Origin of the sequence: Streptomyces sp. SID10853 (assembly GCF_010548145.1) — a bacterium.
Taxonomy (GTDB): domain Bacteria; phylum Actinomycetota; class Actinomycetes; order Streptomycetales; family Streptomycetaceae; genus Streptomyces.
Genome location: NZ_JAAGLN010000008.1, coordinates 13,055 through 36,728, shown reverse-complemented (window position 1 = coordinate 36,728; position 23,674 = coordinate 13,055). Strand labels below are relative to the sequence as shown.

General features: G+C 68.1%; 16 protein-coding genes. 11 read left to right on the top strand and 5 right to left on the bottom strand.

The genetic code is table 11. From position 1 onward, the window contains the following. Positions 1-27: 27 nt before the first annotated feature. The 3 genes from xylA to G3I19_RS03745 form a co-directional block, all read right to left on the bottom strand. Positions 28-1,191, bottom strand: coding sequence for a xylose isomerase (xylA, locus tag G3I19_RS03755; RefSeq protein ID WP_164259483.1), 1,164 nt, complete (start codon positions 1,189-1,191; stop codon positions 28-30). Positions 1,192-1,381: 190 nt separating this feature from the next. Beyond that, positions 1,382-2,371 (bottom strand): aldo/keto reductase, encoded by a 990-nt coding sequence (locus G3I19_RS03750; protein WP_164259436.1) that lies wholly within the window; start codon positions 2,369-2,371, stop codon positions 1,382-1,384. Between the two features lie 199 nt (positions 2,372-2,570). Next, a complete protein-coding gene (locus tag G3I19_RS03745) occupies positions 2,571-6,395 on the bottom strand; it encodes a GH92 family glycosyl hydrolase (protein ID WP_164259434.1) in 3,825 nt (1,274 codons plus the stop codon). 472 nt (positions 6,396-6,867) lie between these two features. Between G3I19_RS03745 and ngcE the strand changes: the two genes are divergently transcribed. The 10 genes from ngcE (at position 6,868) to G3I19_RS03695 (ending at position 20,082) form a co-directional block, all read left to right on the top strand. Continuing rightward, the gene (gene ngcE / locus G3I19_RS03740) at positions 6,868-8,310 is read left to right on the top strand and encodes an N-acetylglucosamine/diacetylchitobiose ABC transporter substrate-binding protein (protein ID WP_164259432.1); all 1,443 of its coding nucleotides are present in this window, start codon (positions 6,868-6,870) and stop codon (positions 8,308-8,310) included. A 49-nt stretch (positions 8,311-8,359) separates the two neighbouring features. Beyond that, positions 8,360-9,283 (top strand): sugar ABC transporter permease, encoded by a 924-nt coding sequence (locus G3I19_RS03735; RefSeq protein WP_164259430.1) that lies wholly within the window; start codon positions 8,360-8,362, stop codon positions 9,281-9,283. After that, positions 9,283-10,200 carry a carbohydrate ABC transporter permease gene (locus tag G3I19_RS03730; RefSeq protein ID WP_164259428.1) on the top strand — a complete coding sequence of 306 codons (918 nt, stop codon included), beginning with the start codon at positions 9,283-9,285 and terminating at the stop codon, positions 10,198-10,200. The genes G3I19_RS03735 and G3I19_RS03730 overlap by 1 nt, the downstream gene beginning before the upstream one ends. 295 nt (positions 10,201-10,495) lie before the next feature. Continuing rightward, positions 10,496-11,695 carry an ROK family transcriptional regulator gene (locus G3I19_RS03725; protein WP_164259427.1) on the top strand — a complete coding sequence of 400 codons (1,200 nt, stop codon included), beginning with the start codon at positions 10,496-10,498 and terminating at the stop codon, positions 11,693-11,695. 132 nt (positions 11,696-11,827) lie between these two features. After that, positions 11,828-12,934, top strand: a complete 1,107-nt coding sequence (locus G3I19_RS03720) for a sugar ABC transporter substrate-binding protein (RefSeq protein ID WP_164259481.1) — start codon at positions 11,828-11,830, stop codon at positions 12,932-12,934. 158 nt (positions 12,935-13,092) lie between these two features. Then, complete coding sequence (locus G3I19_RS03715; protein WP_164259425.1) at positions 13,093-13,881, top strand: ATP-binding cassette domain-containing protein; 789 nt, start codon at positions 13,093-13,095, stop codon at positions 13,879-13,881. Continuing rightward, the gene (locus tag G3I19_RS03710; protein WP_164259423.1) at positions 13,878-15,173 is read left to right on the top strand and encodes a sugar ABC transporter permease; all 1,296 of its coding nucleotides are present in this window, start codon (positions 13,878-13,880) and stop codon (positions 15,171-15,173) included. Before G3I19_RS03715 ends, G3I19_RS03710 begins: the two co-directional genes overlap by 4 nt. 188 nt (positions 15,174-15,361) lie before the next feature. Beyond that, positions 15,362-17,284, top strand: coding sequence for a 1-deoxy-D-xylulose-5-phosphate synthase (gene dxs, locus G3I19_RS03705; protein ID WP_164259421.1), 1,923 nt, complete (start codon positions 15,362-15,364; stop codon positions 17,282-17,284). Positions 17,285-17,447: 163 nt separating this feature from the next. Beyond that, complete coding sequence (locus G3I19_RS03700; protein WP_164259419.1) at positions 17,448-18,923, top strand: amino acid permease; 1,476 nt, start codon at positions 17,448-17,450, stop codon at positions 18,921-18,923. A gap of 112 nt (positions 18,924-19,035) precedes the next feature. Next, positions 19,036-20,082 carry a hypothetical protein gene (locus tag G3I19_RS03695; RefSeq protein ID WP_164259417.1) on the top strand — a complete coding sequence of 349 codons (1,047 nt, stop codon included), beginning with the start codon at positions 19,036-19,038 and terminating at the stop codon, positions 20,080-20,082. A 150-nt stretch (positions 20,083-20,232) separates the two neighbouring features. On the opposite strand, the gene G3I19_RS03690 is transcribed toward G3I19_RS03695, so the two are convergent. Continuing rightward, positions 20,233-21,294 carry an LCP family protein gene (locus tag G3I19_RS03690; RefSeq protein ID WP_164259415.1) on the bottom strand — a complete coding sequence of 354 codons (1,062 nt, stop codon included), beginning with the start codon at positions 21,292-21,294 and terminating at the stop codon, positions 20,233-20,235. A 720-nt stretch (positions 21,295-22,014) separates the two neighbouring features. Beyond that, positions 22,015-22,416 carry a helix-turn-helix domain-containing protein gene (locus G3I19_RS03685; RefSeq protein WP_164259414.1) on the bottom strand — a complete coding sequence of 134 codons (402 nt, stop codon included), beginning with the start codon at positions 22,414-22,416 and terminating at the stop codon, positions 22,015-22,017. 232 nt (positions 22,417-22,648) lie between these two features. Here G3I19_RS03685 and G3I19_RS03680 point away from each other — a divergent pair, with 232 nt between their 5' ends. Next, complete coding sequence (locus tag G3I19_RS03680) at positions 22,649-23,650, top strand: hypothetical protein (protein WP_164259412.1); 1,002 nt, start codon at positions 22,649-22,651, stop codon at positions 23,648-23,650. The last annotated feature ends 24 nt before the right edge of the window (positions 23,651-23,674 follow it).

Below are 23,674 nucleotides of genomic sequence, written 5' to 3'. Positions count from 1 at the left end.
CCCCGTGCCGGGGTGGGGCAGCGGACGTCAGCGGACGCCGAGCAGGTGCTCCATGGCCAGCTGGTCGAGCGCCTCGAACGCCATGGAGCGCTCAGCGGCCTTCCCGGTGTCGAACTCCTCGTACGCGGTGCGGTCGGCCAGCAGGGCCTTGAGCCCGTCGGCGGCGGTGGGCACGGCCAGCTGGTCCAGACGCGATGCGGCCAGCGCCTCCTGGACGGCGGGGTCCGCGCGGAAGGCCAGCGCACGCTCCTTGAGGATCAGGTAGTTGCGCATGCAGTTCTTCGCCGACTCCCAGACGCCGTCGAAGCCGTCGGTACGGACCGGCTTGAAGTCGAAGTGGCGCGGCCCGGTGTATCCGGAGCTCTCCAGCAGGTCGACCAGCCAGAACGCCTGGCGCAGGTCGCCCGCGCCGAAGCGCAGGTCCTGGTCGTACTTGATGCCGGACTGGCCGTTGAGGTCGATGTGGAAGAGCTTGCCCGCCCAGATCGCCTGAGCGATGGAGTGGGTGGCGTTCAGCCCGGCCATCTGCTCGTGGCCGACCTCCGGGTTCACCCCGTACAGCTCCGGGCGCTCCAGCCGCTCGATGAACGCGAGGGCATGGCCGACGGTGGGCAGCAGGATGTCGCCGCGCGGCTCGTTCGGCTTGGGCTCGATGGCGAAGCGCAGGTCGTACCCCTGCTCCACGACGTAGTCGCCGAGCAGGTCGAACGCCTCCTTCATCCGGTCGAGCGCCACCGGGACGTCCTTGGCCGCGCCCGACTCGGCGCCCTCACGGCCGCCCCAGGCCACATAGGTCCGCGCACCCAGCTCCACCGCGAGATCGATGTTGCGGATGACCTTCCGCAGTGCGAAGCGCCGCACATCGCGGTCGTTGGAGGTGAAGCCGCCGTCCTTGAAGACCGGGTGGGTGAACAGGTTGGTCGTGGCCATCGGGACCGTGAGACCGGTGCGGTCCAGCGCGTCCTTGAAGCGCGCGACGCGGGCCGAGCGCTCGCTGTCGGACGAGCCGAACGGGATCAGGTCGTCGTCATGGAAGGTCACCCCGTACGCGCCCAGTTCCGCCAGGCGCTCCACGGATTCGACGGGGTCAAGGGCGGGTCGGGTCGGGTCGCCGAAGGGGTCGTTGCCCTTCCAGCCGACGGTCCACAGACCGAAGGTGAACCTGTCCGCGGGGCTGGGGGTGAGGGTGATGCGGTCCGGCATGCTCGGCCTCTTGTCCACGAGGGCCCGGGGACGGCCGTTCACCGCCACCCGGGTGTAATTTGTTTGCCGACAGTACTAATACGCTATCGCCGTGGATGTTTCCAGGGTTCGAGCCCCCGGACCGCTGTCTTCCTCTGTTTTGTTGTCTACGTGGCCGAAATCAGGAACCGGCGCCTGGTCAGCGGTTGACGAAGCCCAGGCTGCCCTGGTCGTAACGGGTGCCCGCGACCGACCCCGCGGGGGCCGCCTCGTCGATCGCCGTCAGATCGGCGGCCGACAGCTCCAGGGCCGCCGCCGCGACGTTCTCCTCCAGGTACTTCTGCCTGCGGGTCCCCGGAATCGGGACGACATCGGATCCCCGGTGCTGCACCCAGGCCAGCGCGAGCTGCCCGGCCGTCACCCCACGCGCCGCGGCCAGCTCGTTGAGCCGGTCCACGATGGCCAGGTTCCGCTCCAGATTGCCGTCGGTGAAGCGGGGCTGGGTGCGGCGCAGATCGGTGTCCGGCAGACCGTCGAGCGAGGTGTACCGGCCGGTCAGGAAACCGCGGCCGAGCGGCGAGAACGGCACCAGGCCGATCCCGAGCTCACGGCAGACCGGCGCGATCTCCTGCTCCAGGTCCCTGGTCCACAGCGACCACTCGCTCTGCAGCGCGGCGATCGGATGCACCGCATGGGCCCGCCGCAGGGTCCTGGCGCTCGCCTCGGAGAGCCCCAGATGGCGGACCTTCCCCGCCGTCACCAGCTCCGCCATCGCGCCGACCGTCTCCTCGATCGGGACGTCCGGGTCGACCCGGTGCTGGTAGTAGAGATCGATGTGGTCGGTGCCGAGCCTGCGCAGCGACGCCTCGCAGGACTGCCGCACATACGCGGCGTCGCCACGGATACGGGTGGGCTCACCCAGCCGGCTGGCGAAGCCGAACTTCGTGGCCACCACGGCCTGTTCGCGGCGCCCGGCCAGCGCGCGGCCGACCAGCTCCTCGTTGTGGCCCGAGCCGTAGAAATCCGATGTGTCGAGCAGGGTGACGCCCAGTTCGATGGCGCGGTGGATGGTCGCGATCGACTGGTCGTCGTCCGATGCGCCGTAGCCATGACTCATGCCCATGCAGCCGAGGCCCTGGGCGGAGACGGTCAGTGCGCCGAGACGGCGGACGGGAAGCGTGGAATCCATGGAGCCGACCGTAGATGTTGGAGCGCACTCCAGGTCAAGCGCCGTCCCTCCGGTGTGGCCGAAAGGGGACGCGGCTCGGGACGGACCGAGGGGCGGGCCCGGAACTTCCCGGCCCCGCCCCTCAGTTCACTCCGGACTTCACTCCGGAGTCCAGTCCGGACTTCGGTCCGAACTCCGCTCCGGGGTCAACTCCGACCGGTCAGGAGAGCAGCTCCACCTCCGCCAGAGTCGCCGTGCCCGTGCTCACCAGGCGGTACTTCTTGTAGGTGCCCGGGTGGTCCACCGAGAAGACCCGCGTCTGCTTGTCGTAGCCGAACGACTCACCGGAGCGCTTGTCCAGCGTGGTCCACTTCGTACCGTCTGCCGAGCCCTCCAGCTTCCACCCGGTCGGGGCCTTGGCCTTGTCCGACGAGGTGAGCGTGTACTGGACGGCCCGCGTCGCCGACTTCACCGGCAGGTCGGCCGAGGTGAACGAGGCGTCCGTCTTCGACGTGTTGTCGAAGAGCGCACCGGAACCGCTGGTGGCGTCCTCGCGCGGCGACGGCACCTTGTCGTCCTTGGCGATGGAGACGGGCGCCGCCTTCTTGCCGGTGCCCCACTTCGACGGCCGGGGACCCATGGCGAAGTCGAGGGTGCCGCCGTGCTGCAGTACGTCGTTCGGCAGCGCGGTGGAGTTCCACGCCTTGCCGTTCACCTTGAGCCCCTGCACATAGATGTTCTTGCTGCTGTTCTGCGGAGCCTTGACGACCAGGTCCCTGCCGTTGTCCAGGTGCACGGTGGCCTTGGTGAACTGCGGGGAGCCGACGGCGAATTCACCGCTGCCCATCACCAGCGGGTAGAAGCCGAGCGAGGAGAAGATGTACCAGGCCGACTGCTCGCCGTTGTCCTCGTCGCCGTGGTAGCCCTGCCCGATGTCACTGCCGGTGTAGAGCCGGCCGAGCACCTCGCGGATCTTCTCCTGCGCCTTCCAGGGCTGGCCCGCCGCGTCGTACATATAGGTGACGTGGTGCGCCACCTGGTTGCTGTGGCCGTACTGGCCCATCCGTACGTCACGCGCCTCGGTCATCTCGTGGATGACTCCGCCGTACGACCCCGTGTACTCGGGGCCCGCCGTCTCGGGTGTCGAGAAGTAGGTGTCCAGCTTCTTCGCCAGACCCGCCTGGCCACCGTAGAGATTGGCCAGACCGCGCGAGTCCTGCGGAGCGGTGAACGCGTACCCCCAGCCGTCGGTCTCGGTGTAGTCGTACCCCCAGACCCTCGGGTCGTACTTGTCGGCCGGGAGCCGCCAGTCGCCGTCCGGGGTCCTGCCCTGGAAGAAGCCGACCTCGGGGTCGAAGAGCTTCACGTAGTTCTGCGCCCGGTTGAGGAAGTACTCCGACTCCTCCTTGTAACGGGCCTCATGCGTCTTCTTGTAGAGCGCCTTGCCCATCTGTGCGATGCCGTAGTCGTTGACGTAGCCCTCCATCGACCACGACATACCCTCGTCGGTCGCGGTGGAGGCGTAACCGGTGAACGGCGAGGTGTCCATGCCCTTGCGGCCCACGCCCGAGCTGGGCGGGACGACCGTGGCGTTCTTCAGGGCCGCCTCGTACGCCGCCTTCGCGTCGAACTTCACGCCCTTGACATAGGCGTCCGCGAACGCCACGTCCGAGCTGGTGCCGGTCATCAGGTCCGAGTAGCCGGGGGACGACCAGCGGGAGATCCAGCCGCCGTCCTTGTACTGCTGGACGAAGCCGTCGACCAGCTTCCCGGCCTTCTTCGGTGTGAGGAAGGAGTACGCAGGCCAGGTCGTCCGGTAGGTGTCCCAGAAGCCGTTGTTGACGTACACCGAACCGTCCACGACCTTGGCGCCCGTGTGTGTCGGGGTGTTGTCGCCGGCCTCGGCCGAGAAGGGGCTCGCGTACTGCGTCTTCGAACCGACCTTCTCCGAGCCCGAGTTGGGGTAGAGATACAGCCGGTACATCGAGGAGTAGAGCGAGGTCAGCTGGTCGTGCGTGGCGCCCTGCACCTCGATCTTGCCGAGGATCTTGTCCCACTGGGCGCGGGCCTTCGCCTCGGTCCCCGCGAAGGTGGACGACGCGGGGAGTTCCTGGGCGAGGTTGGCCTTCGCCTGGTCGACGCCGATGAGCGAGGTGGCCAGGCGCAGGGTGACCGTGTGGTTCCTGCCCGGCTTGAAGCGCATATAGCCGGTGACGTTGTCGCCGCCCCCGCCGGTGAGCTTCGAGCTCGCGGTGACCGGGGTGTCGGCGACGCCGTACACGAACATCCGGGTGGCGCCGGTGGAGCCGCCGCTCTTGACGTCCGAGTAGCCGCTGAAGGTGCCGGTCTTCGGGTCCAGCGTGAGGCCGCCGGCGTTGGAGATGTTGTCGAAGATCATGCTGGCGTTGTCACCGGGGTAGGTGAACCGCATCATCGCCGCGTGGTCGGTCGGCGTCATCTCGGCCTTGAGGCCGTTCTCGAAGGTGACCCCGTAGTAGTCGGGCTTCGCGACCTCGTTCTCGTGCTTGAAGGGGAGGGCGCGCTTGGTGCGGGAGGCGTCCGGGGTTCCGGAGGCCACCGACGGCATCACCTGGAAGGTCTGCCGGTCGCCCATCCAGGGGCTCGGCTCATGGCTGGCGCTGAACGCCTGGAGGGTGGGCAGATTGTCGGCGTTGTTGCCGTTCGCGTAGTTGTAGAGCCAGCTGGTGGAGCCCGCGTCGGTGACCGGTGTCCAGAAGTTGAAGCCGTTGGGGACCGCGGTCGCCGGGAAGTTGTTGCCGCGCGAGAAGGAGCCGCTCGAATTGGTGCCCCGCGTGGTGAGGGCGTAGTCCGACAGATGCGCGGACGGCTTCTCGGCCTTCTTGGCCGCCAGCGCGATGTCGTCGATCCAGCCGCGGAACGTCGCCGGGCCCTTGGGGGAGTCGTACGCCACCAGGATCCGGTCGACGGTCTTGCCGGCCGCGACCGACCCGATGTCCGCCGAGACCGCGTTCCACTGGTTGACGTACAGCCGCTTGGCCGCCCCCTGCCCCTGCGGGGTCAGCAGCCCGCCGTTGGAGTCGGTGGCCTTCAGATCACTCAGATAGGTGCCGTCCGTGAAGGCCAGATCGACCGCCACATTGGTGGACGGATAGTTCAGATCGGTCTTCCCCATCTCCGGGAAGACCTTGTACGACAGCTCGGTGTTCCGGCTGATCCGGGTATTGACGTCGAAGACCTTGTTGTACGAGTAGGCGCGGCCCGTGCCCTTCTGGGTGCCCTCGTACCGCAGTGACCTGGTGCCGGTGAACCCGGCGCCCGTCTTGGCGGTCGGCGACGAGGTGGGTCCGCTGTCCTCCCGGGTGATCATGTCCGACGGCGGGGGAGTGCTGGTGTCGCCGTTGGAGAACTGGACGTCGGCGAGCTGAACCGCGTCGGTGCCCCCGTTGTTGGCGGTGATGTCGAGGCGGTAGTGCGCGTACGCGGTGGCGGCGCCCGCGATGTCGTACGACTTCGTCTGCAGCCGCTTGTCGAACTTCTGGCCCTGCTGGGTGTCGAGGGTCTTCCAGTCCTTGCCGTCGGTGGAGCCCTGGAGGGTCCAGTCCTTCGGGTCGCGCTCGTCGTGATCGTTGGCGGACGTCATGGCGTACGTCTTGAGCTTGACCGCCTCGTCAAGATCGAACTCCACCCATGCGGTGGGGTGGAACGCCAGCCACTTGGTGTCCGGGTTGATGTCGACGAGGCTGCCTTTGCCCTCGCCGCTTCCGGCGTTCTCGTCACTGGCGCGCAGGGTGACCACATGGTCCGTGACATTGCCGGGTATTCCCGCATTGATGGTGCCATCGATACCGGAGGAGCGTTTATGGCCGTCAGGGCCTACTTCAACGGTATTGCGCCAGTCCGGCTGCGGCTGGTCCGCTTCGAACGAGGAGCTGAACCCCTTGTCCGCTCCCTTGGGTTGGGCGGGTTGGGCGACGGCGGCGCCCTGCCCCGTCACGACGAGCACAAAAGCGGTCGCCACCAGGGCGGCGGCCGGGCCGGCCCTGTGCCGAGGTCTGGTCTGCATGAGGGTCTTTCCTCTCACCTAAGCGCTTTGGACAACGTTGTCAGACTGCTGCGCAAGGTCCAGTAGGAAGGTAAGTGACATCTGAGTCAAGGGTGTTGACGGCGCGCGGGCGGAAGAATTGGTCGCGCTCCCACATGAGGGTGTCACTCGGTGGGCGGAGTGCACCAGATGTCTGTGAGGTCTCAACTCGGGAAAGACTGACGTTCAAACCTGCATTCGATCTTGCCCAGTCGAAGGAAAGTGGACTATACCTGTCGACGTCCGCCTAGCCGTGTCTTTGGCGGCGGACCAGGGGGGCGGGGATCGGGGGCGGGGGCTTCATGGCACCCCGGCCGCATTCCCAGCTTTCCCTCCTGCAGCCAGTGCAACCCCAGCGTCAACTGACCGCGGTGGCGGGGCCCTTCGCCTGAGGCGAATTATCGACGGGCGACCGGTACACCGCCTGAGTCCTGTAGAAGGCGAGGACTTGAGCATGGGATCCACCTCCGCCCGCACCAATGAGGGCCTCGGCCGTCGTGATCTGATCAAGCGGTCTGCCGCTCTCGGCCTGATCACCGTTCCGACGATGAGCTTCCTCTCCGCCTGCGCGAGCAGCGACGGCGGCGATAAGCAGGTCAAAAAGGGCAAGAAGACGGCCGCCAACCCGCTGGGTATGAACGAGACCGCCCCGCTCGACATGGTCATCTTCGACGGTGGTTTCGGCACCGACTACGCCAAGGCCGCCAACACGCTGTACAAGAAGGCGCACCCGAAGTCCAAGGTGAGCTTCTCGTCCACGCAGAAGATCCAGTCCGAGCTGCAGCCGCGCTTCAACGGCGGCACCCCGCCTGACCTGATCGACAACTCGGGCGCCGAGCAGATGGACATGGGCGTCCTCGTCGGCAAGAAGCAGCTCACCGACCTCACGCCGCTGCTGGACGCGCCATCCATCGACGACCCGAACAAGAAGGTCAGGGACACCCTGCGGCCGGGCATCGTGGAGATGGGCCAGTACGACGGTCAGCCGTGCTGGATCATGAACTACGCGTACACCGTCTACGGGGTCTGGTACTCGCAGACCAACCTGGACAAGCTCGGCGTCGAGTACCCGAAGACCTGGGACGACATGCTCGCCGTCTGCGCGAAGGCGAAGAAGAAGGGCATCGCGGGCTGGACGTACGCGGGCAAGTACCCTTACTACATCCCCTTCTCGCTCTTCCCCTTCATCGGCAAGATCGGCGGCCGCAAGGTCCTCGACGACATCGACGACCTGGCGCCGAACGCCTGGAAGCACCCCGCGGTCAAGGCCGGCTTCGACGCCTACTACGAGCTCTTCAAGAAGGGCTACATCCTCAAGGGCACGCCCGGCATCGACCACATCCAGTCCCAGACGGCCTGGACCGAGGGCAAGGCGCTCTTCATCCCCAACGGCTCCTGGGTGGAGAACGAGGCGGCGAAGACCACGCCCAAGGACTTCCAGATGAAGGTCGGCGCGCCGTCCAGCCTGGACTCGTCGGACAAGATGCCGTACGGCACCATCTGGGCCTCCGGCGGTGAGCCCTTCATCGTGCCGCGGAATGCGAAGAACCCCGAGGCGGGCATGGAGCAGCTGCGCATCATGCTCAGCGAGGAGTCCTCCAAGACGTTCACCACCAAGGTGAAGTCGCTGTCCGCCTTCAACGGCGGCACCGAGGGCCTGCAGCTCTCGACGGCCCTCCAGTCGGGCCTGGACGTGCTGAAGGCCGCGGGCGACAACGTGGTCAACCCGAGGCTCCAGGACTGGTACGTGAAGCTCCAGAAGGAGCAGATCGGCGTGTCCGTCCTCGGCGAGATGATGGCCGGCCGTATGACCCCGGCCGAGGCCGTCAAGAAGTGTCAGCAGTACGCGGACGCGGCGGCCAAGGACTCGTCGATCAAGCACTACAAGCACCAGTGAGCACGCGTCACCAGCGGCGGCACCCGCCGGAAGATCGGGGTCGGTAACCATGCAACAAGGTAAGTACCGGTTCATTGTGGGGTTCTTGATACTCCCACTGGCGTTGTACGCAGTCTTCGTCATATGGCCGTTCATTCAGTCGATCTATTACTCGTTCACCGACTGGACCGGCTTGAGCCCGGACTTCAAAATGGTCGGCTTCGACAACTACAGCCGGATGCTCCACGACTCCACTTTCTGGAAGTCGCTGGAACACAGCGTCCTTTTCGTGCTGTTGCTGCCGCTGGTGACGCTCGGCCTCGCGCTGTTCTTCGCCTTCATGCTGAATGTCGGTGGCCGCCGCCGTAAGGGCGCGGCCATCGCGGGCGTACGCGGTTCGGGGTTCTACAAGATCGCGTACTTCTTCCCGCAGGTGCTGTCGATCGCGATCGTCGCCCTGCTCTTCAGGTTCATCTACAACCCCGACGGGGGCATCCTCAACGGCGCCCTGAGCGCGGTCCATCTCGACAGCATCCAGCCGAACTGGCTCGGCGACCCGAAGCTGGCCCTCTGGTGCATCTTCGCGGTCCTGGTCTGGTCGCAGGTCGGCTTCTTCGTGGTGCTCTTCTCCGCCGGTATGGCGTCCATTCCGAAGGACTTCTACGAGGCGGCGCTGCTGGACGGCGCGAGCCGGGTCACGACATTCTTCCGGATCACCCTTCCGCTGCTCTGGGACACCGTGCAGTCGGGCTGGGTGTACATGGGCATCCTGTCCCTCGGGGCCGAGGCGTTCGCCGCCGTGAACATCATGAGTGTGGGCCCCGGCGGCCCCGCCCAGTCCACCACCGTGCTGCCGCTGTTCGTCTACCAGACGGCGTTCCGCGACGGAGCGGCCGGATACGCGACAACGATCGGCGTCGCCCTTCTCGTGCTCACCATGGTGTTCGCCGCCATCGTGATGCGACTGGGCCGGCGCGAGCGGCTGGAGTTCTGATGAAGACCACTGACACCCCTCCGGCCGACCTCACCAAGGAGAGCGAGCCCGCGCCGCCGCCGGCCGCGCCCGTGGCGCCCCCGGAGAAGAAGAGCGGCGGCACCCTCAACGTCTTCTCGCACGGCGTGCTCATCATCTGGGCGGTGCTGGTCGTCGTACCGCTGCTGTGGGCGGTGATGTCCTCCTTCAAGAACGACCACGACATCCTCGCCGAGCCGTGGAAGCTGCCGGACCGGATGCACTTCGAGAACTGGTCCCGCGCCTGGGGCCAGGCGCACATGGGGCAGTACTTCGGGCACACCATCGTGGTCGTCGGCTGTTCGCTCGTCGGCACGCTGCTGCTCGGCTCCATGGCGGCCTATGTGCTGGCGCGCTTCGACTTCCCGGGGAACCGGTTCATCTACTTCCTGTTCGTCGGAGGGATGAGCTTCCCGATCATCCTGGCGCTGGTGCCGTTGTTCTTCGTCATGAACAACATGAGTCTGCTGAACACGACCCAGGGCCTGGTCCTGGTCTACATCGCCTACTCACTGCCGTTCACCGTCTTCTTCCTCACCTCCTTCTTCCGGACGCTGCCGGGAGAAGTGGCCGAGGCGGCCACGCTCGACGGGGCCTCGCACACCAGGACCTTCTTCCAGGTGATGCTGCCGATGGCGAAGCCGGGCCTGATCAGCGTGGGCATCTTCAACTTCCTCGGCCAGTGGAACCAGTACCTGCTGCCCACCGTGCTGAACACCGACCCGAAGCAGCGGGTGCTGGCCCAGGGCCTGGTCGAACTGGCCACCAGCCAGGGATACAAGGGCGACTACTCCGGCCTGTTCGCCGGTCTGGTGATGGCGATGCTGCCGGTCCTCGCGGCGTACATCATCTTCCAGCGACAGGTCGTCGCCGGTCTGACCGCGGGAGCGCTGAAGTAGAGCTTCCCCTTCCGCTCTGCACACCTCTGTTCAGCGCCTCCGTTCAGGACCTCTGTTCAGGACCTCCGTTCAGTATCCGAACCGCCCGACGGCATCCGCTGTCGGGCGGTTCGTCCGTTTCACCCCGGCGGCCGCCCGCTCATCCGTGTCTGCCCACGCTCAAGGTCTTGACGGGAGAGAGGGCCAAAGGGTCAGCTGAGAGTTCACATGTTGGAGATAGGGCGGGGCTCAACACACGCGCCCCGCGCGGGGACGGCCGTCGTGCCGTCCGCCAGTGGCAGGAGTGGATGAGTCGATGGAGACTCCGGGATCGCAGACGTCTCTGCACCGGGCCAACCTCGAGCGGGTCGTGCGCGCGGTGCGTATGGCGGGCTCGCTCACCCAGGCGGAGATCGCCCGCAGCACGGGGCTCTCGGCAGCCACGGTCTCCAATATCGTTCGCGAACTGAAAGAGGGCGGCACGGTCGAGGTCACCCCGACCTCCGCAGGCGGCCGGCGGGCCCGCAGCGTCTCGCTGAGCGGTTCCGCGGGCATCGTGATCGGGGTCGATTTCGGGCACACGCATCTGCGCGTCGCGGTGGGGAACCTCGCCCACCAGGTGCTCGCCGAGGAGTCCGAGCCGCTCGACGTGGACGCCTCGTCCGCGGAGGGCTTCGGCCGGGCCGAGGAGCTGGTCAACCGGCTGATCGAGGCCACCGGTATCGGCGCCGACAAGGTCGTCGGGGTGGGGCTCGGGGTGCCGGGGCCCATCGACGTCGAGTCGGGCACCCTCGGCTCCACATCGATCCTGCCGGGGTGGTCGGGCATCAACCCGAGCGACGAGCTGGCCTCCAGGCTCGGAGTGCCCGTGTACGTCGACAACGACGCCAACCTGGGCGCGCTCGGCGAGCTGGTCTGGGGGAGCGGGCGGGGGGTCAGGGACCTCGCGTACATCAAGGTCGCCAGCGGGGTGGGCGCCGGTCTGGTGATCGACGGGCAGATCTACCGGGGCCCCGGCGGCACCGCGGGCGAGATCGGGCACATCACGCTCGACGAGTCGGGCCCTGTCTGCCGCTGCGGCAACCGGGGGTGCCTGGAGACCTTCACGGCCGCCCGGTACGTCCTGCCCCTCCTGGAGTCCAGCCACGGCACCGGTCTGACCATCGAGCGGGTCGTCCAGCTCGCCCGCGGCGGCGATCCGGGCTGCCGCCGGGTGATCGCGGACGTCGGCCGGCACATCGGCAGCGGTGTGGCCAACCTCTGCAACCTCCTGAACCCCACCCGTGTGGTGCTCGGCGGGGACCTCGCCGAGGCCGGTGAGCTGGTGCTCGGCCCGATCCGGGAGTCGGTCGGCCGGTACGCGATCCCCAGTGCGGCACGGCAGCTGTCGGTGCTCCCCGGGGCGCTCGGCGGCCGGGCCGAGGTGCTGGGCGCGCTGGCGCTCGTCCTCAGTGAAATGGGCGATTCAAGTCTTTTGGACGCGGCACTGCCCACCGGCGCTCCTGCCTTCACTTAGATAACGAATGACACCGTTGCCATCTCGTTAAGGATTTACTCCTTGACGCTGGCCTGGCAGCCGAGTTGACTCCAGGCACCTCGGCCGCAAAGTCGCGGCCTCGTCAGGGAGGTTTCTGAAGTGAACACGCAGATGCGTCGTGCCGCCGTGGCCGTGGCCGTCACCGCGATGGCTGTCTCTCTCGCCGCCTGTGGCAGCGCCAAGGAGTCGGGCGGGAAGGACAAGGCGTCCTCGAACTCCGCCAAGAAGGGCGATGCCCTCAACATCGGTCTGCTCCTGCCGGAGAACCAGACCGCCCGGTACGAGAAGTTCGACAAGCCCCTGATCGAGAAGAAGGTCAAGGAGCTGACGAACGGCAAGGGCAAGGTCACCTACGTCAACGCCAAGCAGCAGGCCGACACCCAGAGCCAGCAGATGGACACCATGGTCACCAACCAGGTGGACGCCATCATCGTGGACGCCGTCGACGCCAAGTCCATAGCCTCCTCGGTCAAGAAGGCCAAGGAGGCCGGCATCCCGGTCGTCGCCTTCGACCGCCTCGCCGAGGGCCCGATCGACTCGTACGTCTCCTTCGACAACCAGACCGTCGGAAAGACGCAGGGCACCGCGCTGCTGAAGGCGCTCGGCACCAAGGCCAAGTCCGGCAAGATCGTCATGATGAACGGCTCCTCCACCGACCCGAACGCCGCCGACTACAAGAAGGGCGCGCACTCCGTCCTCGACGGCAAGGTGAACATCGGCAAGGAGTACGACACCAAGGAGTGGAAGCCGGAGAACGCCAACTCCAACATGGAGGGCGCGATCACCGCCATCGGCAAGAAGAACGTCATCGGCGTTCTCTCCGCCAACGACGGCATGGCCGGCGGCGTCATCACCGCCCTCAAGTCCGCCGGTGTCAGCCCGATCCCGCCGGTCACCGGACAGGACGCCGAGCTCGCCGGTGTGCAGCGCATCGTGGCCGGTACGCAGTACATGAGCGTCTACAAGCCCTACCTCCGGGAGGGCCCGGTCGCGGCCGAGATGGCTGTGGCGCTCGCCAAGGGCCAGAAGCTCGACTCGATCGTCAAGACCAAGGTCGACAGCACCAGCCAGAAGAACATCCCCTCGGTGATCTTCCCGGTCTACTCCCTGACCAAGGCCAACATCAAGGACACCGTCATCAAGGACGGCATCTACACGGTCGGCGACATCTGCACCCCGGCCTACAAGGCCGCGTGCAACAAGATCGGACTGAAGTAATCCCCCTGCCCCGCAAGGGAATTACGCATCACTGAAGCCCGTCCGGCGCCCCGCCCCCCAACCGTCCCGCTGCCGGGGCGGGGCGCCGGATGGTACCCCCCCAGACCACCGCGTCCTCATGGCAGCGCGGTATCCCCGCCGGTCAGGCGGCGAAGGAGATGGTTCAAGTGTCCGCTACGCCCGTGCTGGCGTTGCGTGGGGTCTCCAAGCGATTCGGTGCCGTCCAGGCGCTCACCGATGTGGAGCTTGAGGCTCACGGCGGTGAAGTGCTCGCCCTCGTCGGCGACAACGGAGCCGGAAAGTCCACGCTGGTCAAGACGATCGCAGGCGTGCACCCCATCGATGACGGCGTCATCGAGTGGCAAGGCAAGGCAGTACAGATCAACAAGCCGCACGACGCGCAGAACCTGGGCATCGCGACCGTCTACCAGGACCTCTCGCTCTGCGACAACATCGACGTCGTCGGCAACCTCTACCTCGGCCGTGAGCTGCGCAAGCGCGGTGTCCTCGACGAGGTCGAGATGGAGCGCCGCTCCCGCGAGCTGCTGACCACGCTCTCGATCCGCATCCCCAGCGTGCGCATCCCGATCGCCTCGCTCTCCGGCGGCCAGCGCCAGACCGTGGCCATCGCGCGCTCCATGCTCGGTGAGCCCCAGCTCGTCATCCTCGACGAGCCGACGGCGGCCCTCGGTGTCGAGCAGACCGCGCAGGTGCTCGACCTCGTCGAGCGGCTCCGCGAGCGCGGCCACGCCGTCCTGCTCATCAGCCACAACATGGCCGACGTGAAGGCCGTGGCCGACAAGGTCGCGGTGCTCAGGCTCGGGCGCAACAACGGTGTCTTCGACGTGAAGACCACCTCGCAGGAAGAGATCATCGCCGCCATCACCGGCGCCACGGACAACGCTGTGACCCGTCGTGCGTCGCGCGGTGTGGAGGTTCAGAAGTGAGCATCGACAAGTCCCCTGCCAAGGACGCCGCGCCCGGCGCGGTCGACGCCCCGGCCGCGGCCGCCGAAGCGGTCACCGCTGTCGACCCCCGGCTGGTCGTACGCGAGCAGGGTTTCGCCGGCTATCTGTCGGAGTTCAAGCGCAAGATACGCGCCGGTGAGCTCGGCTCCATCCCGGTGGTCGTCGGCCTGATCGTCATCGCCGCGATCTTCCAGAGCGTGAACTCCCGCTTCCTCACCGCGGGCAACCTGACCGACATCTCCGTCACCATGGTCGGTACGGGCATGATCGCGGTCGGTATCGTCTTCGTCCTGCTGCTCGGTGAGATCGACCTCTCGGTCGGCTCGGTCAGCGGCGTCGCCGGCGCGGCCTTCGCCGTGCTGAACGTCACACACGGGATGAACCAGTGGCTGGCCCTGGTCCTCTCCATCCTCACCGGCACGGTCGCCGGCGCGATCCACGGCTTCTTCTTCGCCCGGATCGGTGTTCCGGCGTTCGCCGTGACCCTGGCAGGTCTGCTGTTCTGGAACGGCTTCATGCTCCAGGTGCTCGGCGACAACGGAACGATCAACCTGCCCGGCGACGGCCCCATCGCCAACATGACCGGCTACTACTTCTCCGACGTGGCGGTGGCCTACGGCTTCGCCCTGCTCGGCGTGGTGGTCTTCTTCCTCACCTCGTTCGTCGACGCCCGGCGCCGTGAGGCCGCGGGTGTGCCCTCCAGGCCGCTCAGCGAGATCCTGCTGCGTACCGCGGTGCTGGCGGTCGTGGGCTTCGCCGTCGCCTTCATCTACAACCAGTACAAGGGTCTGCCGCTCGCCGTCATGATCTTCCTGGTGGTGCTGGTCGGCACGGACTTCCTGCTCCGCCGCACCACGTACGGCCGTAAGGTCTTCGCGCTCGGCGGCAGCGTCGAGGCGTCCCGCCGGGCCGGTATCAACGTCACGCTGATCCGGATCTCGGTCTTCGCCATCGCCGGTACGTTCGCAGCGGTCGGCGGTCTCTTCCTCGCCTCCAAGATCGCCACGGCCAACCAGGGCGCCGGCAGCGGTGACCTGCTGATGAACGCCATCGCGGCGGCCGTCATCGGCGGCACCAGCCTCTTCGGCGGGCGCGGCCGCACCTGGAACGCGCTGCTCGGCGTACTCGTGATCGTGTCGATCCAGTACGGCCTGTCGCTGCAGGGCATCGCCTCGCCGATCCAGTACATGATCACCGGTGGTGTGCTGCTCGCCACGGTCGTCATCGACGCCGTGACCCGCAAGACCCAGAAGTCCGCGGGCCGCGCCTGACCACACGCGGCACGACACCGCACATCGGACGCCCGGCCGGGGGAACTCCCGCGCCGGGCTCCCGTGCGTCCCGGTACGCCGAACGGGTGACGTACGACGCACCGCCCGATGACGACTGCCCCGGATGGAACATTAGACTCGACAGACCCGGCAAAGCTCGATCACAGTTCGAACGCAAGGAGGCACGGGTGCCGCTGCTGACCCGCATCAGGGGACCGCGCGATCTGGACAGGCTGGGCCCGGAGCAGCTGGAACAGCTGGCCGGGGAGATCCGGACCTTCCTCGTCGACGCCGTGTCCAAGACCGGTGGCCATCTCGGCCCGAATCTGGGTGTCGTCGAGCTGACCATCGCCCTGCACCGCGTTTTCGACTCGCCGAAGGACCGGGTGCTCTTCGACACCGGTCACCAGAGCTATGTGCACAAGCTGCTCACCGGCCGCCAGGACTTCTCGAAGCTCAAGGGCAAGGGCGGCCTGTCCGGCTACCCCTCGCGCGCCGAGTCCGACCACGACGTCATCGAGAACTCGCACGCTTCGACCGTCCTCGGCTGGGCCGACGGCCTCGCCAAGGCCAACGAGATCCGCGAGAAGGACGACCACGTCGTCGCGGTGATCGGCGACGGCGCACTGACCGGCGGTATGGCCTGGGAGGCGCTGAACAACATCGCCGCCGCCAAGGACCGCCCGCTGGTGATCGTCGTCAACGACAACGAGCGCTCCTACGCGCCCACCATCGGCGGGATGGCCAATCACCTGGCCACCCTCCGCACGACCGACGGCTACGAGCGCTTCCTGGCCCGTGGCAAGGACCTCCTGGGCCGCACCCCGGTCGTCGGCAAGCCGCTGTACGAGACGCTGCACGGCGCGAAGAAGGGCCTCAAGGACTTCATCGCACCCCAGGGCATGTTCGAGGACCTCGGCCTGAAGTACGTGGGCCCGATCGACGGCCACGACATCGAGGCCCTGGAGTCCGCGCTGGAGCGCGCCAAGGGCTTCGGCGGACCGGTCATCGTGCACTGCATCACCGAGAAGGGCCGCGGATACAAGCCCGCCGAGCAGGACGAGGCCGACCACTTCCACGGGATCGGCCCCATCCACCCCGACACCGGCCTGCCCATCGCGGCCGCGGGCATGGACTGGACGTCGGTCTTCGGCGAGGAGATGGTCAAGCTCGGCCACGAGCGCTCCGATATCGTCGCCATCACCGCGGCCATGCTCCAGCCGCTCGGCCTGGAGAAGTTCGAGAAGGCGTTCCCGGACCGCATCTACGACGTGGGCATCGCCGAGCAGCACGCCGCGGTCTCGGCGGCGGGCCTGGCGACCGGGGGACTGCACCCCGTCTTCGCGGTCTACGCGACCTTCCTCAACCGGGCGTTCGACCAGGTACTGATGGACGTCGCCCTGCACAAGTGCGGTGTCACCTTCGTCCTGGACCGTGCCGGTGTCACCGGCACGGACGGCGCCTCCCACAACGGCATGTGGGACATGTCCATCCTCCAGTGCGTTCCGACGCTGCGCATCGCCGCTCCGCGCGACGCCGAGCAGGTGCGCGCCCAGCTGCGCGAGGCCGTCCAGGTCGAGGACGCGCCGACCGTGGTGCGTTACTCCAAGGGCGTCGTCGGCCCGGCCGTCCCCGCCGTGGGCAGGGTCGGCGGGATGGACGTGCTGCGCGAGGCGGGCACCACGGCGCCCGACGTCCTGCTCGTCTCCGTCGGCGCGCTCGCCCCGATGTGCCTGGAGATCGCCGGACTGCTCAACAAGCAGGGCATCTCCACCACCGTGGTCGACCCGCGCTGGGTCAAGCCCGTCGACGAGGCGCTCGCCCCGCTCGCCGAGCAGCACCGGGTGGTCGTCACCGTCGAGGACAACAGCCGTGCCGGAGGGGTCGGTTCGGCGGTCGCCCAGGCGCTCCGCGACGCCGGGGTCGACGTACCGCTGCGGGACTTCGGTATCCCGCCGCGCTTCCTCGACCACGCGTCGCGCAAGGAGGTCATGGCCGAGATCGGGCTGACGGCGCCGGACATCGCACGCCAGGTCACCGGCCTCGTCGCGAAGATCGACGGCCGGTACGAGAGCCCGTCGGCCGCTTCGGCGGAGCCCGCCCGCGACTGACCCGGACCACCTCCGCGCCCGGCCGCGCGGCACCGGACGAGCCGGCGAGCCTACCTGTACGGGTGGTCCCGCCGGCTCATTCGTGTGAAAGGTCCTCACCTGGGGGTACATCGAACCCACGCGCTCCAATCATGGCGAGGACTACAAGCGTGGAGGTACACCCGTGAGCACCAGTCTCTTCCGGACGAAATCCGTGGAGCAGTCGATCCGGGACACGGAGGAACCGGAGCACGCACTCAGGAAATCCCTGTCCGCACTGGATCTGACGGTCTTCGGTATCGGGGTCGTCATCGGTACCGGGATCTTCGTCCTGACCGGTCTGATCGCCAAACAGACCGCCGGCCCGTCCGTGGCCCTGGCCTTCGTGGTCGCGGGTGTCGTCTGCGCCCTCGCGGCGCTCTGCTATGCCGAGTTCGCTTCGACAGTGCCCGTCGCCGGCTCCGCCTACACCTTCTCGTACGCATCGCTCGGTGAAGTGCCGGCCTGGATCATCGGCTGGGACCTGGTCCTCGAACTCGCCCTGGGCTGCGCGGTGGTGGCGGTCGGCTGGTCCGGATATGTGCGTTCGCTGATGGACACGGCCGGAATCGGCATGCCGCAGGCACTCTCCGGGACGCAGAACGGAAAGTTCGGCTTCGACCTGCTGGCCGCCCTGCTGGTCCTGGTGCTGACCGGGATCCTGGTCCTCGGCATGAAGCTGTCCTCGCGCGTGACGACCGTCATCGTGGCCGTGAAGGTCACCGTCGTCCTGCTGGTGATCATCGTGGGCGCGTTCTACATCACCGGGTCGAACTACCACCCCTTCATCCCGCACTCCGTGCCCGGCTCGGCCGGCGGCAGCCTCAAGGACCCGCTCGTACAGCTCTTCGGCTTCGCGCCCGGCGCCTTCGGTGTGATGGGCATCTTCACCGCGGCCGCCGTCGTGTTCTTCGCCTTCATCGGCTTCGACATCGTCGCCACAGCGGCGGAGGAGACCCGCAACCCGCAGCGCGACGTGCCGCGCGGCATCCTCGGCTCGCTGGCGGTCTGCACCGTGCTGTACGTGGCGGTCTCCATCGTCGTCACCGGTATGCAGAAGTACACCCAGCTCTCCACGGACGCCCCGCTCGCCGACGCCTTCAAGTCGGTGGGCCACCCCTTCTGGGCGGGCGTGATCAGCTTCGGCGCGGCCGTCGGCCTCACCTCCGTCTGTATGATCCTGCTGCTCGGCCAGAGCCGGGTCTTCTTCGCCATGAGCCGTGACGGGCTGCTGCCCCAGGTCTTCTCACGGGTGCACCCCAAGTTCGGTACGCCCTACCGCTCCACGATCCTGCTCGGCCTGATCGTGGCCCTGGTGGCGGGCTTCACCTCGATCAGCGAACTCGCCGAACTGGTCAACATCGGGACGCTGTTCGCCTTCATCCTGGTCGCCGTCGGCGTCATCATCCTGCGCAAGAAGCGCCCCGACCTGCCGCGCGCCTTCCGGACCCCGCTGGTCCCGCTGGTGCCCGTCGTCTCGGCGCTCGCCTCGCTGTGGCTGATGCTCAACCTGCCGGCCGAGACCTGGATCAGGTTCGGGATCTGGATGGTCATCGGCGGTGTGGTGTATGTCTGGTACGGGCGCAAGCACAGCCGGATGGCCGAGCCGGAGCCGAAGTAGCCGTGCCCGGTGCCCGGGCTGCGGCCGGCTCGGGCACCCACCGCTCTCACCAGCCGGAATGTTATTCTCAGCGGTACCGTTCGACCGGCTGAGGGAAGGCTGGCAGCCAGCCATGTCGTCGCATTCCGCACAGGCCGCAGGTCCGGCCACGAGCTGCTGGCTGCTGCGGGGCAACGACGGCAGCCTCAGTGCCTACGCCCCGGCGGAGGGCGGTCTGCTCCGCTGGACCGAACAGCGGCCCGGCGGGCCCGACTGGACGGATCCGCAGTTCATCGAGGCCCCCGGCCTCACCCACGCCACCCTCGCCCAGGGCCAGGACCGCTACGTCCATCTGGTCACCAGGCGTACCACCGCCCGTGGCGTCGAGCTGATGCACGCGACGCAGTACCAGACGGGCCGGCCGTTCGGCCCCTGGCACTCCCTCGGCAACCCGCACAAGGACGAGAACCGCGCCCGCGCGATCGGGGCCCCGGCGGCCGTGGTCGCCGACGACGGGCGCGTCCATGTCTTCGTACGCAACGCGGGCGGGGGAGTCAGCCTCCGCAGACAGGGCAAGTCCGGCAAGTGGGAGGGGTGGAAGGACCTGAAGGGCAGTCACGTCCCGGAAGCGATGCCCGCCGCGGTCGCCGTCGGCAGCCGGGTCGAGCTGCTCGCCCCGGCCGGGAAGCAGCTGTCACGCTGGTGCCAGGAGGAGCCCGGCGGCGACTTCGCCGAAGCGGAGCCCTTCGCCGCCACGGCCGCCGCCGGATCCGTCACCGGCCTGTGCACCGCGGACGGCCGCGCCACGTACTACGGCTGCGCCTCGGACGGCGCCGGGGTGACCGCGCACCGCACGGGAGGCCCGGCCCTGGAGCTCGGCGGGGCGCCCGACGGGGGGCCGGTGGCGGTGCTGCGTACCCCCATAGAGGGTTTCGACTGCACGGTCCTCGCCTACCGCGCGAGCAACGGCCGCCCCGCCATCGCCGCGTGCCCCACCGAGGGCGAGGCGGACGGTCTGTGGTGGACGGAGACCGGCGAGCCGTCCCTGGGCGCGCCGGCGCTCGCCGTGGACGCCGAGGGCCGGGTGGTGCTCGGCGCCATCGCTGTTGACGGCACGCTGCGGGTGGCACGCCAGAAGGCGGAACCGGGTCTCGCGCTCGCGGCGTGGACCCGGGCGTGAGCGGCCGCCCCGGGCTGGGCGTGAGCGGCCGTCCCGGGCTCTGAGCGGCCCCGGGCTCTGAGCCGCCCTGGGCTCTGAACAGCCGCCCCGGGTTCTGAGCGGCCGCCCCGGTTCTGGGCGGCAGCAGCCCCGGAGGCCGGGCCGCGACGGTCAACCGCCGTGTGCCGGGGACTTCTTCGCCGCATCGGGGACCTCGGTGTCCGTGCGGATCGCCTTCCACAACTGGGTGGCCTGCGGCTCGGCCGCCACCACGCGGTTGGGGTCGGTCTTGTCGTACGCCACCGGGAGCATGATCGTCTCCATGGTGTCCGGGTTGACGCCCTTCATGCTGCGGGCGAACTCGGCGAGCGAGGTGAGCGAGGCCAGATCCGAGTCGGTGGTCAGGGACTTGGTCGCGGAGTTGGCGATCTTGTACGTCTTGGAGGGGCTGCTCAGCATGTCCTGCTTCTGCACCTCGCTCAACAGGTCGAGCAGGAACTGCTGCTGGAGCCCGATCCTGCCCAGGTCGCTGCCGTCCCCTATGCCGTGCCTGGTCCGTACGAACTCCAGGGACTGGGTGCCGTTCAGCTTCTGCGGACCCGCCTTGAGGCTGAGGCCGCCCGCTCCGTCGTGGATGTCCTGCGGGACGTCGACGGTCACCCCGCCCATCGCGTCCACGAGTCCCTTGAAACCGGCGAAGTCGATCTCCATGTAGTGGTCGATCCGTACATGGGACATCTGCTCCACGGTCTTCACCACACAGGCCGGACCGACCTGCGAGTAGACCGAGTTGAACATCACCCGGTGCGCGGCGGGCATCGACGAGCCGTCCGGCTTGGCGCACTCGGGCCGGGTCACCAGGGTGTCCCGCGGGATACTGACCGCGGTCGCCCTGCTGCGCCCCTCGGGCACATGGATCACCAGCGCGGTGTCGGAGCGGGCCCCGCTGACGTTGCCGCCCGCGATCCTCCCGTTCTCCCCGGCCCGTGAGTCGGACCCCAGGACCAGCAGGTTCTGCCCGGTGGTGGGCAGCTTCTCCGGACGGTCCTTGCCGAGCGACTTGTTGATGTCGACGCCCTTGATGTTGCCGTTCAGGCTGCTGTACAGCCACCATGCGGTCCCGCCCGCGGCGAGGACCAGCACCAGGAGTACGAGCAGAGCGATGCGGAGCCCACGACGGCGCTGCCGGGGGGCCTTGCGTGAGTGGGGCGGGGTGGTGGTGGCCTCAGTCATGCCGTGGTTGTCCTCTGATCCCGGGAATCGGCGGTTGTGGCGGAGTGACGACCGCGTCTGGCATGGGGGGACTGGCGATCGGTCGGGTGCGACGGCGCGAAAAAGGGGGGACGTCGTTGCCGCCGGTTTCGATTGGCACCAGAGCATATAGGCAAATGTGTGCGTCCTGTGTGTGTCTGTCGTGCTGGTGTGCGCCAAGGGGGATCCGCCGCGGCGCTGCTCGTTGCGGCCGCGCCCGCCGGGGCCGCGGCACCGAGCAGCGCCGTACCGCCGCCGCCGCTTGCGCCGCGCTCCGGGCCGCTGCTGAACCAGCGGGAACCGGTCCGGATCCTCTACAGGCCGCACCCGTTGACGGGCAAGCGGTGGTGGAGGTCTACGGCCTCCGGCACAAGGCCAGGGTGGTGCTCGCTCGGCCACCGAAGGAGACCTGCGAGGAACGGCAGCCCCATCGGCACGACACGTTCTGGGCCGCAGGCGGTGACAGCCACCCGGTGGTCACCGGGTAACTTCCCTCCCTCTACTGCTTCAGCTCGGCGACGGCTGCTTTCCTCCGGGGTCCCGGCTCTGCCGGTCGGGCAACTGCCCCTTGGCAGACACTCGTACGTATCCCACGAGGCCGCTGGGCCCAGCACCCGTATCCGGTCGGTGACGACGTCAGCCCATGTGCCAGCGGCACCGTCCGCACCGTTTCCGTTCGGAACGACACAGACCGTTGCAGTACTAGCGTCTCGTGGTGCGGCCGTCGTACTCCTCACGGGCGGCGAGGACTTCCTCGATGTGCCGTACCGACCACTCCGTGAGCGCCCTCAGGGGATCGCGCAGCGTCTGGCCGAGCGGGGTCAACTCGTACTCCACGCGGGCCGGGACCTCCGGGTACACCGTCCGCAGGACCAGTCCGTCGCGTTCGAGGGTGCGCAGCGTCCGGGTGAGCATCTTCTCGCTCACTCCCGCCAGCCGGTGCCGCAGTTGGGTGGACCGGCACGCTCCGTGCTTGCCGAGTTCGCCCAGTACGAGAACCGCCCACTTGCTGCCGATCTGGTCGAGCACGTCACGCGAGGGGCAGCCGCGCGCGTACGGGTCCCATGACGGTATGGGCTCGATCACATCCTCAGCGGTCGCCACTGTGCTCACCTCGATGCTTTCGTCCGGGTGGTCACCTTACCTGGAAGTGGTCCCTTACCAAAGGAGAGTGACCAGGTCATCCTGGGGTTCGTGCCGCGGGAGGTCCGCGGCAGGAAGGGGGGCCTCCATGTCGATGGTTGTCGCCGGCGCCGGCCTGCCCGCCGAGCCGGCGCACGTCCCCTTTCCCCACTTGTCCACGTCCCTCCGGTTCCCCAGGGAAAGGTCCTGCACGATGTCCACCCGCACCACCGCGCACTCCGCTTGGCGGCGCGCGCTCCTCGCCCTCATCGCGACGTCCGCCACCCTGGCGGCTCCCACGCTTCCCGCCGTCGCCGCTCCCGCCCATACCCCGCCCGCCCATAACCGTGAGGGCGACGGCCGCACGATCACGGTCAACGGCAGCCGGGCCTTCCCGGAGAGCGTCGCGGCCGACCGCCACTACGTCTACACCGCCAGCATCGCCGACGGCACCGTCTATCGTGGGCGCCCCGGGGCGAAGACGCTCAACCCCTTTCTGCCGGGCGGCCAGGACGGCCGTACCCAGGCCACCGGGATCAAGACGACCGGCAACCGCCTGCTGGTCGCCGGTGCCTTCACCGGGCGTTTCTTCGTCTACACGAACACCGGGAAACTCGTCTCCTCCTACACCGTCGCCGACACGGGCGAGCCGACCCTCGTCAACGACGCGACTGTCACCCCCGACGGGGACGTCTACATCACCGACTCCTTCCGCGCCGTCGTCTACCGGATCCCGGCCGCCGAGGTGAACGCCCCCGCCACCGGCGCCCATCGGGCCCTGGAGGTGGCCTACCGCCTGCCGGACTACGTGGCCGGCCAGTCCAACGGCAACGGCATCGTCACCACCCCCGACGGCAAGTCGTTGATCATCGGCTACTGGTACAGCGGCGCGCTCTACCGGCTCACCCTCGCCACCGGCGAGATCCACAAGATCGCCGCACCAGCCCTGGCCGGCGCCGACGGGATAACACGGCAAGGGAACACCTTGTACGTCGCCCGTTCCGTGAACAACGAGGTCGACGTCGTGCGGCTGTCCGGCGACGCCACCCGGGCCGACGTCCTCTCCGCCCGCACCTTCCCCGGGGCCGACACCACCACCGGCGTCGCCGTGCGCCAGGACCAGCTGCTGGTGACCAACTCCCAGATGGACACCTTCCTTTACGGCGATCCGCTGACCAGCCCGGTCTTCACCCTCGAAAGCCTGCCGCTGCGCTGACCCCGCACCATCGGTCCGGTGCTG

What these genes read in the sequence shown, in the direction of transcription:
- G3I19_RS03690 (WP_164259415.1), bottom strand. Translation starts at nt 21,294, where the DNA reads ATGACTGAGGCCACCACCACCCCGCCCCACTCACGCAAGGCCCCCCGG.
- G3I19_RS03735 (WP_164259430.1), top strand. Translation starts at nt 8,360, where the DNA reads ATGCAACAAGGTAAGTACCGGTTCATTGTGGGGTTCTTGATACTCCCA.
- G3I19_RS03750 (WP_164259436.1), bottom strand. Translation starts at nt 2,371, where the DNA reads ATGGATTCCACGCTTCCCGTCCGCCGTCTCGGCGCACTGACCGTCTCC.
- G3I19_RS03725 (WP_164259427.1), top strand. Translation starts at nt 10,496, where the DNA reads ATGGAGACTCCGGGATCGCAGACGTCTCTGCACCGGGCCAACCTCGAG.
- G3I19_RS03745 (WP_164259434.1), bottom strand. Translation starts at nt 6,395, where the DNA reads ATGCAGACCAGACCTCGGCACAGGGCCGGCCCGGCCGCCGCCCTGGTG.
- G3I19_RS03695 (WP_164259417.1), top strand. Translation starts at nt 19,036, where the DNA reads ATGTCGTCGCATTCCGCACAGGCCGCAGGTCCGGCCACGAGCTGCTGG.
- G3I19_RS03730 (WP_164259428.1), top strand. Translation starts at nt 9,283, where the DNA reads ATGAAGACCACTGACACCCCTCCGGCCGACCTCACCAAGGAGAGCGAG.
- G3I19_RS03680 (WP_164259412.1), top strand. Translation starts at nt 22,649, where the DNA reads ATGTCCACCCGCACCACCGCGCACTCCGCTTGGCGGCGCGCGCTCCTC.
- G3I19_RS03715 (WP_164259425.1), top strand. Translation starts at nt 13,093, where the DNA reads ATGGTTCAAGTGTCCGCTACGCCCGTGCTGGCGTTGCGTGGGGTCTCC.
- ngcE (WP_164259432.1), top strand. Translation starts at nt 6,868, where the DNA reads ATGGGATCCACCTCCGCCCGCACCAATGAGGGCCTCGGCCGTCGTGAT.
- G3I19_RS03720 (WP_164259481.1), top strand. Translation starts at nt 11,828, where the DNA reads ATGCGTCGTGCCGCCGTGGCCGTGGCCGTCACCGCGATGGCTGTCTCT.